Source organism: Brucella sp. BE17, from assembly GCF_039545455.1.
Taxonomy (GTDB): Bacteria; Pseudomonadota; Alphaproteobacteria; order Rhizobiales; family Rhizobiaceae; genus Brucella.
In genome coordinates, this window is sequence record NZ_CP154467.1 from 1,090,145 (window position 1) to 1,105,807 (window position 15,663).

A 15,663-nucleotide genomic window follows, 5' to 3' on the forward strand; every position below is an offset into this window, starting at 1 on the left:
ACCAGCGCACGGACGAAAAGCGGGCAACGCTCAACGCGCTTCAATCATTCTATAGAAAACGGGTGCCCGCAGTCAAGCCGCAGACACCCGTTTCAATCTGGCAGGGGCAGCAGGGTTCGAACCCGCGACCTACGGTTTTGGAGACCGTCGCTCTACCAACTGAGCTATACCCCTGTATGGCATTACTTAAAATGCCTGTCTTAGAATGCATGACTGGCGGCAGAACCGCCAGTCAAAATTCACTACTCGACGATCGAAGCGACGATGCCTGCACCGACGGTGCGGCCACCTTCACGGATAGCGAAGCGAAGCTTCTCTTCCATGGCGATCGGCACGATCAGCGTTACGTCAACAGTGACGTTATCGCCGGGCATAACCATTTCCGTGCCTTCCGGCAGCGTCACAACGCCCGTCACATCCGTTGTACGGAAGTAGAACTGCGGACGGTAGTTCGTGAAGAACGGCGTATGACGGCCACCTTCGTCCTTGGTCAGAATGTAAGCTTCTGCCTTGAACTTGGTGTGCGGCTTAACCGAACCCGGCTTGCAAAGAACCTGACCGCGCTCAACGTCTTCACGGCCAACGCCGCGGATCAGCGCACCGATGTTGTCGCCAGCCTGACCCTGATCGAGCAGCTTGCGGAACATTTCAACGCCGGTAACAGTCGTCTTCGTCGTATCCTTGATACCAACGATTTCAACTTCTTCACCAACCTTGACGATACCGCGCTCAACGCGACCCGTCACAACCGTACCACGGCCAGAGATCGAGAACACGTCTTCGATCGGCATCAGGAACGGCTGATCAACAGGACGCTCAGGGGTCGGGATGTAGCTGTCGACAGCTTCCATCAGCGAACGAATGGCGTCTTCACCCAATTCCTTGGAAGAGTCTTCCAAAGCAGCAAGAGCCGAACCCTTGATGATCGGTGTGTCATCACCGGGGAAGTCGTACTTGGACAGAAGCTCGCGAACTTCCAGTTCAACCAGTTCGAGCAATTCTGCATCGTCAACCTGATCGCACTTGTTCAAGAATACGACGATTGCCGGAACGCCAACCTGACGGGCAAGCAGGATGTGCTCGCGGGTCTGCGGCATCGGGCCGTCAGCAGCAGACACAACCAGGATCGCGCCGTCCATCTGTGCAGCACCGGTGATCATGTTCTTGACATAGTCAGCGTGGCCGGGGCAGTCGACGTGTGCGTAGTGGCGGTTTGCCGTTTCGTATTCGACGTGCGAGGTCGAGATCGTGATGCCGCGAGCCTTTTCTTCAGGCGCTGCGTCAATCTGGTCATAGGCCTTGAAGTCGCCGAAGAACTTCGTGATCGCCGCAGTCAGCGACGTCTTGCCATGGTCAACGTGACCAATCGTGCCAATGTTTACGTGGGGTTTGTTACGTTCAAACTTGCTCTTTGCCATCGCCGTTGTTCTCTTTGTTCTAGAACCGCTTGAGCGCCAGCACAAAAGCCCTTGGACTTTCGGACCAGCATTTATGCCAAAACGGAACGGCGAACCGCCCGTCGATGATTCCTTACACGCCAAACCGCCCTGAAAAATCTGGAGCGGGTAGCGGGAATCGAACCCGCGTATTCAGCTTGGAAGGCTGCTGCTCTACCATTGAGCTATACCCGCGCACTCATACTCTGATCCGACAGTGGTGGAGGGAGTTGGATTTGAACCAACGTAGGCATAGCCAACGGATTTACAGTCCGTCCCCTTTAACCACTCGGGCATCCCTCCTAATATCACTATCAGCAGAGTCGAGCGACTAGGCATTTTTGCGAAGCAGCGGGTTGTCCACCGTTCCGCGAGGGGCCTTATGACGATAAGCGTATTCCCTGTCAACAGGGTAAAAGCGAAAAGAATGGATCAATTTCCACAGCTTCCCGAAAATAGGGGTTTTGATGCAAACACCTTTATTAAAAAACTCCGCTTTCCGCCTCCCCCTCTTGTCGAAACGCAGATATGCTTTACAGCACCGGCAACCAATTCTTTTGTGAAAAGCGAAAAGACCATGAACGACGAAACCCCGGACCGCAGCGCAAAAGACAAGCATTATGCAACGTTGCGCCGCCAGCATCGCGACCAGAAGGCACTTGCCGAAGGAAAACCGGTGCGCAAGCCGCAGCGCCCCACCCTTCCCGCTAGCACAGTTGCGGACGGCACCGTGCGCCTTTATGGCCTGCATACGGTGCGAGCGGCAGTGGAAAATCCGGCGCGCAAAATCTTGCGCATGCGCGCCACGCGCAATGGTTTTGCGCGACTGGAGATCGGTGAGCCTGATTCACTCCCCTTTGCGATTGAAATCGTCGAGCCAAAAGACATCGACAAGGAAACCGGAACGGATGCGGTGCATCAGGGCGTGATGATCGAAGCAGAACCGCTCAAAGCAAAAAAACTCTCCGAATTAAAGGATAGCGCACTCATTCTGGTGCTCGATCAAGTGACAGACCCGCATAATGTCGGGGCCATCATGCGCTCAGCCGTGGCATTCGGTGCAGGTGCACTGATCACCACCAGCCGTCACAGTCCACAGGAAAGCGGCGTTTTGGCAAAAGCTGCCTCCGGCGCGCTCGAACTCATCCCGCACATTGAGGTCAGAAATCTCGCTGAGACAATTGAAGAGCTGCATGAAGTTGGCTTTCAGACCATCGGGCTCGATTCAGAAGGCGAGACTGAGATGGAGGCAACGCTTTCGGGCGGACGAATCGCTTTGGTTCTGGGCGCGGAAGGCAAAGGTCTGCGCCAGAAAACGCGCGAAACAGTCAATGCATTGGCCCGGCTCGACATGCCGGGCGCAATCAAGTCGCTCAATGTGTCCAATGCGGCGGCGATTTCGCTTTATGCAGCGGAGCGTTATTTGCGAAGCAAATGATCATCAGGCCGTGGCGATATAGGTGAGAATCTCCTCGGCCTCGCGCTCGACATCGCCTATCCGCCGTTTCACAACGTCACCGATGGAAATAATGCCGACCAGTTTGCCGTGTTCCTCCACAGGCATGTGACGGAACCGGCTCTGGGTCATGCTTTCCATGACTTGCGTGACCGTATAGTGTTCACGACACATCTGCACCTTTGCCGTCATGACTTCGGAAACCGGCATATCGAGTGCCGCGGCCTGCCGGATTGAGAGCGCGCGCACGACATCGCGTTCCGATAGAATGCCTTTGATATGGCGGGTTTCATCGCAGACCACCACGGCACCAATCTTATATTTTGCCAAAATCTCAACGGCGTGGGACAGCGTGTCAGCAGGCGCTATGACGACCACATCGCGCCCTTTCGCTTCCAAAATCGATTTTACGGTCATATCTGGCTCCTCCTCAGTCAGCGTTCATCCAGACGCAGAACATCCGAATGTCAAACGCAGCCCCTCCCACCGCATTTCATCATGGTGCGCTCCACAGACACAATTGGCAAGTGCGACTAAATTGGTCTTAACGTCTTAGGACTGCGTCATAACTGCGCGGCTGATCCAAAAGCGCAATCCCGAAGAAACCAGCGATAAAGCCGCCAATATGCGCTTCCCATGCAATCCCCGAAAGACCAGCACCGCCGGTCGTATAAAGGCCGGTCACGATATTGATCGCAAACCACACGCCTACAAAGGTCAACACCGGCTTCAAGGTCAGCGTGAGGCCGATGGGTAGAAGCGGCCCCGCAAATTCAGCCCGTCGTCCGAAATTCACACGCCTGAAACCATAGCGGGCGGACGCGCCCATCATGCCGGAAATGGCACCTGATGCGCCAACAAGCGGCGACACGCTCTCTGGATAAAGCGCGTAATGCGTCAATCCAGCCAGCACCGATGTCACGACCCAGAAAAGCAGCATACGCCCAGTCCCGATACGACCGGCAAGCGGTGAGCCGAAAGCGGTAAGCCAGATCATATTGACGACGATATGCTCGATACCGCCATGCATGAACGAATAGCTCACAAGCGTGAACAGGGCGGCCGGATCGGAGAAACCGTCCGGCAGCATAAACCGCGCCGGAATAAGTGCATAGTCACGAATGAAAGCGTAATTCTGCTCTTCGCTGATCAGATAGTTCTGATGGACATAGACGGCGACACAAAGCCCAATCAGGGCCACCACCACACCAGGAATGTTGAAAATCGGCTCGCCCCTGCCGGATCGGTCCTGACGATTTTGGATGTCGGGCTGAGGCATGAACTTGGCTTTCGATATTAGAGTTGGCGGCTCTCTTGATAGAAGACAATGTGTTAAAAATAAAGCTCGGCACGTTACCATGCCGAGCTTCATATAGTTTTCGTAATCGAAGTGCTGGAGACCAGAAAAAACTCGCGCTCTCCCTGACAATTCTATCCAAATCACGTCCTGTGAATTTTACAAGGCTGACTTCTCGTTAACCTTAACAAGCAAGCTTGGTGGACGAGCACGCGGTTAAACTGGCATCGTGGCTCTTCATTCTATTTTAATGGTTCGACACAGCAGGTCGCCTGCTTATTCCGGCATTCAAAGAACGGCGTATAATGAAACACCGCAGCACGATCGCGATTTTTGGCGAATGGCAGCGTCTGGCTTTTGAGAATGATCGCAGCTTCGGCGTCCCGCAGCGCGAGAATATCAAGCCACGCAGGCTCGGGCGGCATTTGTCCAATCTATTTTTTGCGGAATATGACAGCAGCAACGAGCTTGTGTTTCGTTTGGGCGGCACCGATATCTGCACCCTGTTCGGACGGGAACTGAAAGGCCAGCGGTTTCATTCGCTCTGGCCTGAACACGACCGCCCAGCCCTGATGGAACTTGGTCAAAATATCACCTCCATGCATATCCCGGCCTTGAGCTATCACAAGGGCATCAGCCTATCAGGTCGCAATCTCCATTTTGAAATGCTGCTGGCACCGCTGAGAGACCGCAATGGGCAGATGAACCTTCTTGGTGCACTCGCCGTTCTGGACACCGTGTCATGGATCGGAGCTGATCCACTGGTATTGGGGCATCTTGGCACGATTGAACCGATTGCCCCGGATACTGAACTTGCGCAAGAAAATCCGGTCGAAACCAGTCAGGTCGTCAATGCCCGACCTTATCAGCGCATATGGACTGAACCGCAGGCGCTCGATCATGCGATCGCGAGCAAGCCGCGCCTGCAATTGATCAAAGGCGGGAAGGCTTGATTTACGCCGGCTCCAGACCACGCATAAAAGACTGTCCCCTCTCGACATAGTGTTGTGCAGAGCTCTTTAGCTTTTCGATTGCTGCCGCATCCAGTGCGCGTACCAGGCGTGCTGGCGAGCCGACGATCAGCGAATTGTCGGGGAATTCCTTGCCTTCCGTCACAATGGCGCCAGCCCCGACCAGACAATTATTGCCGATTTTCGCACCATTGAGCACAATCGCACCCATGCCGATCAGAGAATTATCGCCAATCGTGCAGCCATGCAAAATTGCGCGATGCCCCACCGTGCACCCTTGCCCGATAGTGAGCGGAAATCCGATATCGGTATGCATGATGCACTGTTCCTGCACATTGGTGTTGGCCCCGATGATGATCGGCTCATTATCGCCACGCAGCACGCAGCCAAACCAGAAGCCTGCATTTTCACCCACCCTGACCTTGCCGATCAAAGTCGCATCCGGTGCGATCCAGTTGCTGCTACGGTCGGAAAATTCCGGTTTGTTGCCATTATAGGCATAAATCGTCATAGGCTTCTCCTCAAATCAAAACGCCGCATCTGCAATAGCAAACGCGGCGCTTATCGTGCTGACGTTCTTGAAAACAGAACTTAAAGATCGACGTCCAGAATGGCCATCGAGAAATTATAAGACAATTCGCCTTCGTCCTCATCTTTGTAAACAAGGCCTAGAAACTCGTCATTGAGATAAAGCTCGGCAGAATCGTTCTTGCGCGGACGTGCCTTGACCTGAAGACCCGGATTATTGAAGGTCTTCTTGAAATATGCGTCCAGTTTCTTGAGTTCTTCGGGATTCAACCGGATTCTCCTGATTTGAAATGAGGCCGGTTTATTGCATCCGGCTCCCTGTGATGTAAAGCCCCGAGCGATAAGTGTCCGGGGACATGCATAGGCAATGATTTTCTGGTTCTGCTTATGGCAGCATATAGGCGGCCTGCTGGAAAAGACCAGCACGCTGCCGTCCGTTGAGTTTTCAAAGCCTGTTAAATTAAATTCCGTCGCCCATGGCACCAATCAGGCCGTCGCCCAGAAGCTGGTCCATGACACGCGATGGCTCGGTGCATCCGGTATTGCCAATGACCCGCGCAGGAACACCTGCAACCGTTACATTGTGTGGAACCGGTTTAACCACAACGGAGCCCGCAGCGATTTTGGAACAATGTCCAATCTCGATATTGCCAAGTATCTTTGCGCCCGCACCGATCAGCACACCATGGCGGATTTTGGGGTGGCGGTCGCCGCTCGCCTTGCCGGTGCCGCCCAGCGTGACGGCATGCAGGATCGAAACATTATCCTCCACAACAGCCGTCTCGCCAATAACCACACCGGTGGCGTGATCGAGAAACAGCCCGCTTCCAAGCTTTGCCGCCGGATGAATATCGGTCTGGAAAATCGACGATGAGCGACTTTGCAGATAATAGGCGAAATCCCTGCGCCCCTGATGGTAGAGCCAATGCGCGAGACGATGGGTCTGGATGGCATGAAAACCCTTGAGGTAAAGGATCGGATCCATGAAGCGATTATAGGCGGGATCGCGGTCATAGACGGCCTGAATGTCGACACGCACGATCTGTGACCATTCGGGTGTTGCCTCCAGCATGGAATCAAAAGCGTGGCGCAGAACGTCAGCACTCAGATCGGCATGTCCTAGACGCTCCGCAATGCGATGCATTACGGCTGCTTCCAGGCTGGGCTGGTTGAGTATCGTCGTGTAAAGAAACGCACCCAGAACCGGATCGGACTTGGCTGCTTCTTCTGCCTCAGCACGAATGGAATGCCAGATCGGATCAACCTGATCCAGAGCGGCTTTTTCCTTCGCAGACGCACGAACTGACATATGCATTACTCCAGATTTTCCCTGACAGGTTTTTGACTGTCCGAGGTTTGCATGCTGTGCACCGGAGAAAAGTAGATATCTCTACTCTGGTTCCACACCGCAACACGATTTCAGGACAGAGCATAGCTTAAAACACCCTGCCTTTACACCGTGGAATTTGACACACCCGCTCCAAAAACGAAGATGTTACTCTCGATATCTAAATCGGATTGTCGCGCAGAAATTCAAGAACCGCCTTTTTATAGACTTTATCACCCACAGCGAGCATGTGATCGCGGTCAGGAATATCAAGGGCTTGGGCGTTTGGCATCAGATCCGCCAATTCCTGCGGATTGCCTGCAATGTCATCCGTGGTGCCAACGGCCACCAGAGCCGGCTGCATGATACGGGCTATCCCCGCGGCAGGAACCAGTTCCTTGGACGTGATCACACAGGCCGCCAGCGCGATCCGGTCACTCTTGGTCTGCTCGGCAAATTTGCGGAACATCTGCCCACGCGGATTGGTAATGGTGCTCGGATCTTCCGCCAGAAGAGCCTCACCGATCGGCTCCCAATCACCCGCGCCTGTGACCATGCCGATGCCAAGCCCGCCAAAAATGGCACTATGCACCCGCTCGGGATGCTCGATGGCCAAAAAGGCCGAAATGCGAGCGCCCATCGAATATCCCATGACATGAGCTTTTTCGATCCCCAGATGATCGAGCAGGGCTGCTGCATCACCCGCCATTTTGGTAGGCGTATAGGCTTCCGCCTCATGCGGCTTTGCAGATAATCCATGGCCGCGATTATCAATCGCAATGACCCGATAGCCCGCCTCGGTTAAAGTGCGAAACCAGCCCGGAGAAACCCAGTTGACCACACTCGATGATGCAAAACCGTGGATCAGCAGGATCGGGTCACCTTCTCCATCCTGACGATAGGCAAGACGCAGGCCGTCATGGTCGAAATAGTCAATATCGAGGGCACTCACTTGATATTCCTTTTGATTGCTCACGCATGATCAGGGGCCGCAGTCGCCGCAAATCACCCGATGAAAGGCACGGTCGCCGCGCTTGATACCGCTGCTCTTCACGGTTCCGGCCAGAAGTTCGACAACAAAGGCCGCTGGCGTCTCGGAAGAAATGATGTTTTCCGAAAACGGCACGGCATTTTCATGGATTGCCGTCACCTTGCCCCTGTCGTCAAGAAAAACCATGTCGAGCGGCGACGGCGTGTTCTGCATCCACATCATGATGCGGCGCATTTCGCCAAAAACAAAAATCATCGCCCTACCCTTGGGAAAATCCTTGCGCCACATCAGTCCGCGCACACGCGCCTCATCCGAGCTTGCCACTTCAAGTGCGAATGAGAGTTTGTTGCCATTGGCGGTGACAATTGTGAGCGGCTCCTTGTCGACCGGCAGAAGCATGGGCTCTGCCGCTTGCGTCTGAGCGGCAGCCGTGAAAAACATAAACATCAGAGCAACAAAAAAACCGCGCATAGAATTTCCAGTCGGATTGAGGGGCATCCCATGCAAAGGGTTTGGAACAAGATGCACGTCAAATCAAGATGCTACGGCGTCAGAATTCAGTGATCGTAGGGCACCGGAAATCGGGAAAGATTTGGGTTATGACGTGGCAAAAATGGTGATCTTTGAGAACCGGAGCGCAGCGTACTTCGCACATAGTCCCCAAAAGTTGCAGACTTTTCGGGACTATGTGAAAATCAAAGTCTACATGAGCACCGGAAGCGCAAAAGAGCGCCATTTGCAGACCGTCATAGCCCGAATATACCCGATTTAATGGGAGACGGGAATGGCGGTGCCTATATCCGGATGAATTTCAGCGGCCATTAGACCTTTGTCGCCGGTGCCGAAACGGATGAGTACGACTTGGCCGGGGCGCAGTTCCATCATGCCAAAACGACGCAGCGTCTCCATATGGATAAAAATATCCTCGGTGCCCTCGCCCCGCGTCAAGAAGCCAAAGCCCTTGGTACGGTTGAACCACTTGACGATCACGCGCTCCAGTCCGCTTGATGGCGTAACCGTCACATGGGTGCGTTGTGGTGACATTTGTGCCGGATGGACGGCTGTTGATGTATCCATGGAAAGAACACGGAAACATTGCAGACCGCGCTCACCCTGTCGGACCTCGCAGACGATGCGTGCGCCTTCGAGTGCTGTCTGGAAACCGTCGCGGCGCAACGAAGTGACATGAAGCAGAATATCGTTCAGGCCCGGCTGATCCGGCACAATGAAGCCGTAGCCCTTGGCCACGTCAAACCATTTGATATGGCCGGAAATTTCAATAATATCGCCCAGCTCTTCCGAGGCGTGCTGGCTGTGAAACTGGTCATTTGACACAGACTTGTCCGCCATGCGTTCGCCCCTCCTCTGTTTTTGCGTTGCGATCCAGACTTTGATTCTTGGGAAGAGAATAACACTTCCTTAACCACAACCGGCAAGCCCTAACTTTTATTCGTCCCCATGAAGAATGCATGGAATTTGATTTCATGGTTATTTTTGGCCCTCACTTGTGCCTAAGCAAAGCCGGAGCGTGGAAAAAGCCCTGCCCTTTGCTATATGAGTTTGGAGCTGCAAATCACCATGCAATTTCCAGGCAAGGTTTGAGGAGAATAATATGCGTTATCTACACACCATGGTTCGTATTCGCGACATCGACGAATCGCTGGATTTCTATGTGAACAAATTCGGTCTTGAAGAAATCCGCCGCACTGAAAATGAAAAGGGCCGCTTCACTTTGATTTTTCTGGCGGCTCCCTCCGACAAGGATACGGCCAAGGCAGATCGCGCACCTGAACTCGAACTGACCTATAACTGGGATCCTGAAACCTATTCCGGCGGACGCAATTTCGGCCATCTCGCCTATGAGGTCGATGATATCTATGCCGAATGCCAGAAGCTGCAAGATAAAGGCGTCACAATCAACCGCCCGCCTCGCGATGGTCGTATGGCTTTCATCAAGTCACCGGACGGCATTTCCATCGAACTGATCCAGAAGGGCGAGCGGCTCGAACCACAGGAGCCATGGGCTTCGGCTGAAAACATCGGCAGCTGGTAAGCACAAAAAAGCCCCGCATCGCTGCGGGGCTTTTTCATTTCATACAATTTATTCGGTGCCCTGAATTGCTGCCAGCAACCATTCACCGCCATCGGTGCGGGTAAAGGTCCAGAGTTCAGTGCTTTCCACCGGCTTGTCCGGGTCGCCTTCAACCACCGCACCACTGGTGCGGTCGCGCATGACGTCGATGGCCGAATAGCGGATCGCAACCGTTGCATATTCGACATTGCCTTCGCGCCAGGCTTCGGAAACGTCACCCTGCAAGAGTTTTACGTCCTTCACCTCGTTGCGCATACCGCTGGAGGCGATTTCCCCAAGCTCTTCCGCGAGATAAGACATGGCTTCCGGTGTGGTGAGCTTGCGAAGTGCTGCATAATCCTCACGGCCATAGGCGCTCTGGATGTCCGACAGCATGGTCTCGAAACGGTCAAGCTCTTCCTGCCCGACATCCATCGGCTCTTCTTCGACAGTTGAGCTCGGCGCTGACTGCTGGGTGCCAAATGGATTGACGGAAGGCGTGCGGCCACCGAAATTGCCCTGCGGGGCGGCCTGCTTTGCCGAACCGAACGGCTGGGCTGCACCAAACGGTGTGGCAGCTGAATGGCCTGCACCTGCTGGTGCAGTCTGGCGACGATTGGCAAACATGCGCATGACGAACATGGCAATCAATGCAATTACGGCCACTTGAAGCAGCAGGCCGAACATGCCCGCCAAACCACCAAGACCGTTACCCAGCAGCATGCCGATCAGGCCGCCAACCAGCAGACCACCGAGCATGGAACGACCGAAGTTACCGAACATGCCACCCGCACGCTGGCCCTGCGCCGCCGTCTGCGCACCGGCTGCAGGACGATTTGCCTGATTGGTGCCGGTATTGGGCGTCATCGAGCGCTCGATGGGTGCTGCATTGTTGGGGGCGGTGCGCGTCGGCGCAGGCGCCTGATGGGTGCGAGCACCACGGCTACCGAAACCGCCACCGCCCGCACGGCGAGCCTCGGCGAAATCGACAGCGGCAAAGGAGGCAATAAGCCCCAACACCAAGGCGGCTGTCAGTTTGGTCAGGCGGTTTGCAGAACCCGTCATTCGATACTCCCGATTATATTGATCAGTCTATGTTTGAACCCGTGCGCATATGGGCATTCGTTCCCATTCTTCACAAGAGCGTGAAGGCAAAAAACCTTGGTTTTTTGAATGTTTTTCAGGCCGGAAGCGCTGCATCCAAAATCTGGATCTGTGTCGATACCGATCCGTTCCAGTGATTGAGCGAAAGATTTCCGGCTATATGCACGCTTTGACCGATATTGTTGAACAGAAAACGCCCCAGATCACCTTCCGCAACCCGAAAAGCAATGGCATTGACGCGTTTACCGTCAGCACCGCGTAACGCGACGCGCACATGATCACGCCCGACGGTTCGCACATCCGCCAGCACATGATGCGGCAGAACGAGTGTCGGCTGCGGGTGGCCTGAGCCATAAGGCCCTGCCTTCTGCAAGGTTTCATAAAGCGGCACGGTCGCGCCCGATGCGGCCAGCGCGCCATCGACCGACAGGCTGCGGTTTTCATTGAGCCGCGCCACGATATGCGCCGATTCCTCTTCCAGATAAGCGCGAAACGCGCCCAGTTTTGTCTGCTCAATGGTGATGCCTGCGGCCATGGCGTGCCCGCCGCCCTTCACGAGCAACCCCTTATCGACGGCACCGCGCACAAGTTTTCCAAGATCAAGCCCCGAAATCGAACGCCCAGAGCCGGAACCAATGCCATTGGCCTTGAACGCAATGGCGAAAGCCGGACGCCGCGCCTTGTCTTTGAGACGAGAAGCCAAAAGCCCAACAATGCCCGGATGCCAGCGCTCGCTCGCCGTTACGATCACCGAGGCCCCCGCCCCGCCTGATATTTCAAGCGATGCCTCGGCTTCCGCCTCCATCAGCATTTCAGCCTCCATGGCCTGTCGTTCCTGATTGAGTCGGTCGAGTTCTATTGCGATTGGGTCAGCCATGCTTGGGTCGTCAAGCGTCAGCAACCGCGCGCCAAGCCCCGCGTCGCCAATGCGCCCGCCCGCATTAATGCGCGGACCGATGAGATAGCCAAGATGAAATACATTGAGCGGCTCGCCAATGCGCGAAACACGGGCCAAGGCGGCAAGACCGACATTGCTTTGCGCGCGCGCCACCATCAGCCCCTTGACCACGAAAGCGCGATTGACACCGATCAAGGGCACGACATCGCAGACGGTCGCAAGCGCCACCAGATCGAGTAGCGTCAACAAATCGGGCGCAGGACCTTTCCCCCTTGCGCGCAAAGTTTTGGCTACCTGAACCAGCGTGAGAAACACCACACCGGCAGCACAGAGATGCCCCTGCCCCGAAATATCGTCCTCCCGGTTCGGGTTGACGATTGCAACCGCATCCGCAGGCAGATCGCCACCGACCTGATGGTGATCAAGCACCACGACATCGGCTCCCGCTTCTTTTGCAGCTGAAATCGATGGCGCACTGTTGGTGCCGCAATCGACCGTCACGATGAGATGAGCGCCCTTGGCGACCAGTTCACGCATCGCATCGGGATTGGGGCCATATCCTTCGAAAATCCGGTCCGGGATATAGATTGAATATTGAATGCCGTAATGCTTGAAAAACCGAGCCATCAGCGCGGAGGAACAAGCACCATCCACATCGTAATCCCCAAAGATCGCCACCGTTTCGCGCCGCTGAACTGCATCGGCAATACGGTTGGCCGCCTTCTCCATGTCGGTGAGCGAGGCTGGATCGGGCATGAGATTGCGCAAGGTCGGGTCAATGAATTGTTGTGCCGCTTCCAGCGTCACACCGCGTCCGGCCAGCACCCGCGCCACCAGATCGGAAATGCCGTGATGCTGCGCAATCGCCAACGCCGTATTAGCCTCACGAGGCCCAAGCCGGTCGATCCATTTCTGGCCGGTTGCCGAATTTTTTATTCCAAGGAAAAGGCGGTCTGTACTCATATCCCTTAAAGACACAAAAGGCGGCATTTTTGCAATGCCGCCTTTTGCCAATGTCTCTCGATATTTTTAAAGAAACTTCGACATATCCTGATGTCGTGCCTTGATCTCGCGTACCGTCTGCGAGCTGGCGCGCATGACGATTGTATGCGTCTGGATATAATCACGGGCGAATTTCACACCCGAGAGCATATTGCCGTCCGTTACGCCCGTGGCAGCAAAAAGCACGTCGCCCTTGGCCATTTCTTCCATTGTGTAGACCTTTTTGGGATCCGAAATGCCCATCTTGGCGGCACGCGCGATCTTCTCGTCTGTGTTGAGCTGCAAACGGCCCTGCATCTGGCCACCAATGCAGCGCAAGGCTGCTGCTGCCAGAACACCCTCCGGCGCGCCGCCGATACCGATATAGATGTCGATACCGGTTTCGTCCGGGTCGGTCGTGTGCATGACGCCAGCCACATCGCCATCGCCAATCAGGCGAATTGCGGCACCCGTGGCGCGCACTTCTTCAATCAGGCGTGCATGGCGCGGGCGATCCATGATGCAAGCGGTTATTTCGTTGATCTTCACGCCCTTGGCCTTGGCAATCGACATGATATTGTCGGTCGGCGTGGCATCAATATCGACAACACCCTTGGGATATCCCGGCCCGACTGCGATCTTTTCCATGTAGACATCAGGCGCGTAAAGCAGATTGCCCTTCTCGGCAATGGCGATCACGGCCAGCGAATTCGGCAGATTTTTTGCGCAGATCGTCGTGCCTTCCAGCGGATCGAGCGCGATATCGACATCCGGTCCCTGCTTGGTGCCGACTTCCTCGCCAATATAAAGCATCGGCGCTTCGTCACGTTCACCTTCGCCGATCACAACCGTGCCTGAAATCGGCAGGCGGTTCAATTCCTGACGCATTGCGTCGACAGCGGCCTGATCGGCCGCCATTTCATCACCGCGTCCGCGCAAACGCGCTGCGGCCACCGCCGCACGCTCGGCCACACGCACCAGTTCCAGTGTGAGAATACGATCCAGTCCGTGGGGTTGCTGCTCTGCGGTCTTGGCCATTGAAACAAGTCCTGAATTCGAATTGCGTTGATGCGGCGCAGACGCGCCTGACTGATATGCGCACAATATCTATAGCGATAGTGTGTAGACCTTTTGTCAAAGTCTATTGCAGCCCGCAAGGGCATAAATCCAAAAACCATGTAGTCTCAAATACTTAATCGATTTAAGACTTACACGCTTCGTTGCATGGCCTGAATTGCCGTGATTAGGAGCACTTCTCAGCCAGCACGCTCAATGCGGATCATCTGCGGCTTGTCGACCAGATGATCATCCTTGAGTATCGCGTCCAACGCCTTTTTGACGGCCGCTTCAGTAGTTTCGTGGGTCACGAGAATGACTGTTTTGACACCAACGGGCTGCATGTCCCCCATCGGGGGGCGCTGCACGATGGATTCCAGCGAAATATCGTTGTCCGCCATGCGCTTGGCGATACCGGCAAACGCACCGATCCTGTCATGCACGGTCAGCCGAATGAAATAGCCACCGGCATGTTTGCGCATCTTGGCACGGGTATAGGGCTGCAAGGCTTTTGCAGGCGTGCCGAACACCGGTCCATGCTGGAATCCGGGGCGGCTTTTCGCAATATCGGCAATGTCCCCGATGACGGCGGATGCGGTCGCATTGCCACCAGCGCCGGGACCCGACAGCAGCAACTCGCCCAGAAGATCGGTCTCGATTGCCACGGCGTTCGTCACGCCATGCACCTGCGCAATGACCGATGAGGTCGGCACCATGGTCGGATGCACGCGCTGTTCAATGCCGGTGTCGGTTTTCTGTGCTACGCCCAGAAGCTTGATGCGATAGCCCAATTCGTCTGCTGCCCGGATATCGGCCAGCGAAATATTGCTGATACCTTCAAGGTAAATATCATCGGCCGCAATCTGTGTGCCAAAGGCAAGGCTGGTCAGAAGTGCCAGCTTGTGCGCGGTATCGTTGCCTTCGATGTCAAAGGTCGGATCGGCTTCGGCATAACCCAGACGCTGCGCCTCCTTCAGGCATTTCTTGAATGAAATCCCCTCTTCCCACATCCGTGTCAGAATATAATTGCAGGTGCCGTTCATGATACCATAGATGCGCGAGACGGTATTGCCGGAGAGCGATTCTCGCATCGCCTTGATGACCGGAATGCCACCCGCGACAGCCGCTTCAAAATTGAGAAGCACGCCTTTGTCCTCGGCGATTTTTGCCAGAGCCACGCCGTGGCGGGCCAGCAGCGCCTTATTGGCCGTCACCACATGATGACTGGCGCGAAGGGCTGCTTCAACGGCTGATTTAGCCGGACCATTGTCACCGCCAATCAGTTCCACAAACACGTCGATATCGGCAGATTTCGCGAGTTCGACCGGATCATCGAACCAGGCAATATCGCCAAGGTCAACGCCACGATCACGCTCACGATCACGGGCGCTGACAGCAGTAACGGTCACCTGTTTACCGCACTGACGGGTGAGCATTTCGGACTTGTCACGCAGGATACGCAACACTGAAGCGCCGACGGTGCCAAGCCCCGCGACGCCGATCCGCAATGCATCACTCATACCTTTAGACCTTCCGATGGATTGATT

General features: G+C 55.1%; 16 protein-coding genes and 3 tRNA genes. 3 read left to right on the top strand and 16 right to left on the bottom strand.

The genetic code is table 11. The features are described 5' to 3' along the window. Positions 1-98: 98 nt before the first annotated feature. The 4 genes from AAIB41_RS05320 to AAIB41_RS05335 form a co-directional block, all read right to left on the bottom strand. Positions 99-174: transfer RNA gene (locus tag AAIB41_RS05320), tRNA-Trp, on the bottom strand. A gap of 68 nt (positions 175-242) precedes the next feature. Further along, positions 243-1,418, bottom strand: a complete 1,176-nt coding sequence (tuf, locus tag AAIB41_RS05325; RefSeq protein ID WP_343314571.1) for an elongation factor Tu — start codon at positions 1,416-1,418, stop codon at positions 243-245. Between the two features lie 139 nt (positions 1,419-1,557). Next, positions 1,558-1,631: transfer RNA gene (locus AAIB41_RS05330), tRNA-Gly, on the bottom strand. Between the two features lie 23 nt (positions 1,632-1,654). After that, positions 1,655-1,739, bottom strand: a tRNA-Tyr gene (locus AAIB41_RS05335). 274 nt (positions 1,740-2,013) lie between these two features. Here AAIB41_RS05335 and rlmB point away from each other — a divergent pair. Then, the gene (gene rlmB, locus AAIB41_RS05340) at positions 2,014-2,874 is read left to right on the top strand and encodes a 23S rRNA (guanosine(2251)-2'-O)-methyltransferase RlmB (protein ID WP_343314585.1); all 861 of its coding nucleotides are present in this window, start codon (positions 2,014-2,016) and stop codon (positions 2,872-2,874) included. Between the two features lie 3 nt (positions 2,875-2,877). On the opposite strand, the gene AAIB41_RS05345 is transcribed toward rlmB, so the two are convergent. After that, positions 2,878-3,309, bottom strand: a complete 432-nt coding sequence (locus AAIB41_RS05345) for a CBS domain-containing protein (RefSeq protein WP_343314586.1) — start codon at positions 3,307-3,309, stop codon at positions 2,878-2,880. 127 nt (positions 3,310-3,436) lie between these two features. Further along, complete coding sequence (locus AAIB41_RS05350; RefSeq protein WP_343314587.1) at positions 3,437-4,171, bottom strand: rhomboid family intramembrane serine protease; 735 nt, start codon at positions 4,169-4,171, stop codon at positions 3,437-3,439. A gap of 323 nt (positions 4,172-4,494) precedes the next feature. Here AAIB41_RS05350 and AAIB41_RS05355 point away from each other — a divergent pair, with 323 nt between their 5' ends. After that, positions 4,495-5,142: a PAS domain-containing protein gene (locus AAIB41_RS05355; protein ID WP_343314588.1), complete on the top strand. Its 648-nt coding sequence runs from the start codon at positions 4,495-4,497 to the stop codon at positions 5,140-5,142. A 1-nt stretch (position 5,143) separates the two neighbouring features. Here the strand turns inward: AAIB41_RS05355 and AAIB41_RS05360 are convergent, their stop codons facing one another. The 6 genes from AAIB41_RS05360 to AAIB41_RS05385 form a co-directional block, all read right to left on the bottom strand. After that, positions 5,144-5,671: a gamma carbonic anhydrase family protein gene (locus AAIB41_RS05360; protein WP_343314589.1), complete on the bottom strand. Its 528-nt coding sequence runs from the start codon at positions 5,669-5,671 to the stop codon at positions 5,144-5,146. A gap of 80 nt (positions 5,672-5,751) precedes the next feature. Next, complete coding sequence (locus AAIB41_RS05365; RefSeq protein ID WP_343314590.1) at positions 5,752-5,958, bottom strand: DUF3126 family protein; 207 nt, start codon at positions 5,956-5,958, stop codon at positions 5,752-5,754. A gap of 190 nt (positions 5,959-6,148) precedes the next feature. Beyond that, positions 6,149-6,997 (bottom strand): serine O-acetyltransferase, encoded by an 849-nt coding sequence (gene cysE / locus AAIB41_RS05370; protein ID WP_343314591.1) that lies wholly within the window; start codon positions 6,995-6,997, stop codon positions 6,149-6,151. A 199-nt stretch (positions 6,998-7,196) separates the two neighbouring features. After that, positions 7,197-7,967, bottom strand: coding sequence for an alpha/beta hydrolase (locus AAIB41_RS05375; protein WP_343314592.1), 771 nt, complete (start codon positions 7,965-7,967; stop codon positions 7,197-7,199). A gap of 30 nt (positions 7,968-7,997) precedes the next feature. After that, a complete protein-coding gene (locus tag AAIB41_RS05380; RefSeq protein ID WP_343314593.1) occupies positions 7,998-8,477 on the bottom strand; it encodes a DUF192 domain-containing protein in 480 nt (159 codons plus the stop codon). Positions 8,478-8,774: 297 nt separating this feature from the next. Then, entirely contained in the window at positions 8,775-9,356 is a 582-nt protein-coding gene (locus tag AAIB41_RS05385) for a cold-shock protein (RefSeq protein ID WP_343314594.1), read from the bottom strand. Positions 9,357-9,618: 262 nt separating this feature from the next. Between AAIB41_RS05385 and gloA the strand changes: the two genes are divergently transcribed. Continuing rightward, complete coding sequence (gloA, locus tag AAIB41_RS05390) at positions 9,619-10,059, top strand: lactoylglutathione lyase (RefSeq protein WP_343314595.1); 441 nt, start codon at positions 9,619-9,621, stop codon at positions 10,057-10,059. A gap of 48 nt (positions 10,060-10,107) precedes the next feature. Here the strand turns inward: gloA and AAIB41_RS05395 are convergent, their stop codons facing one another. The 4 genes from AAIB41_RS05395 to AAIB41_RS05410 all read right to left on the bottom strand — a co-directional run bounded on the left by AAIB41_RS05395 (position 10,108) and on the right by AAIB41_RS05410 (position 15,636). Beyond that, positions 10,108-11,142 (bottom strand): Tim44 domain-containing protein, encoded by a 1,035-nt coding sequence (locus AAIB41_RS05395; protein WP_343314596.1) that lies wholly within the window; start codon positions 11,140-11,142, stop codon positions 10,108-10,110. A gap of 115 nt (positions 11,143-11,257) precedes the next feature. Next, positions 11,258-13,042: a single-stranded-DNA-specific exonuclease RecJ gene (recJ, locus tag AAIB41_RS05400; protein WP_343314598.1), complete on the bottom strand. Its 1,785-nt coding sequence runs from the start codon at positions 13,040-13,042 to the stop codon at positions 11,258-11,260. 66 nt (positions 13,043-13,108) lie between these two features. Further along, entirely contained in the window at positions 13,109-14,098 is a 990-nt protein-coding gene (glpX, locus tag AAIB41_RS05405; protein ID WP_343314600.1) for a class II fructose-bisphosphatase, read from the bottom strand. Between the two features lie 218 nt (positions 14,099-14,316). Continuing rightward, positions 14,317-15,636: a homoserine dehydrogenase gene (locus AAIB41_RS05410; RefSeq protein WP_343314601.1), complete on the bottom strand. Its 1,320-nt coding sequence runs from the start codon at positions 15,634-15,636 to the stop codon at positions 14,317-14,319. Positions 15,637-15,663 lie beyond the last annotated feature (27 nt).

Bases quoted from the DNA above. Each gene is read 5' to 3' on its own strand.
- tuf (WP_343314571.1), bottom strand. From the start codon at position 1,418: ATGGCAAAGAGCAAGTTTGAACGTAACAAACCCCACGTAAACATTGGC.
- rlmB (WP_343314585.1), top strand. From the start codon at position 2,014: ATGAACGACGAAACCCCGGACCGCAGCGCAAAAGACAAGCATTATGCA.
- AAIB41_RS05345 (WP_343314586.1), bottom strand. From the start codon at position 3,309: ATGACCGTAAAATCGATTTTGGAAGCGAAAGGGCGCGATGTGGTCGTC.
- AAIB41_RS05350 (WP_343314587.1), bottom strand. From the start codon at position 4,171: ATGCCTCAGCCCGACATCCAAAATCGTCAGGACCGATCCGGCAGGGGC.
- AAIB41_RS05355 (WP_343314588.1), top strand. From the start codon at position 4,495: ATGAAACACCGCAGCACGATCGCGATTTTTGGCGAATGGCAGCGTCTG.
- AAIB41_RS05360 (WP_343314589.1), bottom strand. From the start codon at position 5,671: ATGACGATTTATGCCTATAATGGCAACAAACCGGAATTTTCCGACCGT.
- cysE (WP_343314591.1), bottom strand. From the start codon at position 6,997: ATGTCAGTTCGTGCGTCTGCGAAGGAAAAAGCCGCTCTGGATCAGGTT.
- AAIB41_RS05380 (WP_343314593.1), bottom strand. From the start codon at position 8,477: ATGCGCGGTTTTTTTGTTGCTCTGATGTTTATGTTTTTCACGGCTGCC.
- AAIB41_RS05385 (WP_343314594.1), bottom strand. From the start codon at position 9,356: ATGGCGGACAAGTCTGTGTCAAATGACCAGTTTCACAGCCAGCACGCC.
- gloA (WP_343314595.1), top strand. From the start codon at position 9,619: ATGCGTTATCTACACACCATGGTTCGTATTCGCGACATCGACGAATCG.
- AAIB41_RS05395 (WP_343314596.1), bottom strand. From the start codon at position 11,142: ATGACGGGTTCTGCAAACCGCCTGACCAAACTGACAGCCGCCTTGGTG.
- recJ (WP_343314598.1), bottom strand. From the start codon at position 13,042: ATGAGTACAGACCGCCTTTTCCTTGGAATAAAAAATTCGGCAACCGGC.
- glpX (WP_343314600.1), bottom strand. From the start codon at position 14,098: ATGGCCAAGACCGCAGAGCAGCAACCCCACGGACTGGATCGTATTCTC.
- AAIB41_RS05410 (WP_343314601.1), bottom strand. From the start codon at position 15,636: ATGAGTGATGCATTGCGGATCGGCGTCGCGGGGCTTGGCACCGTCGGC.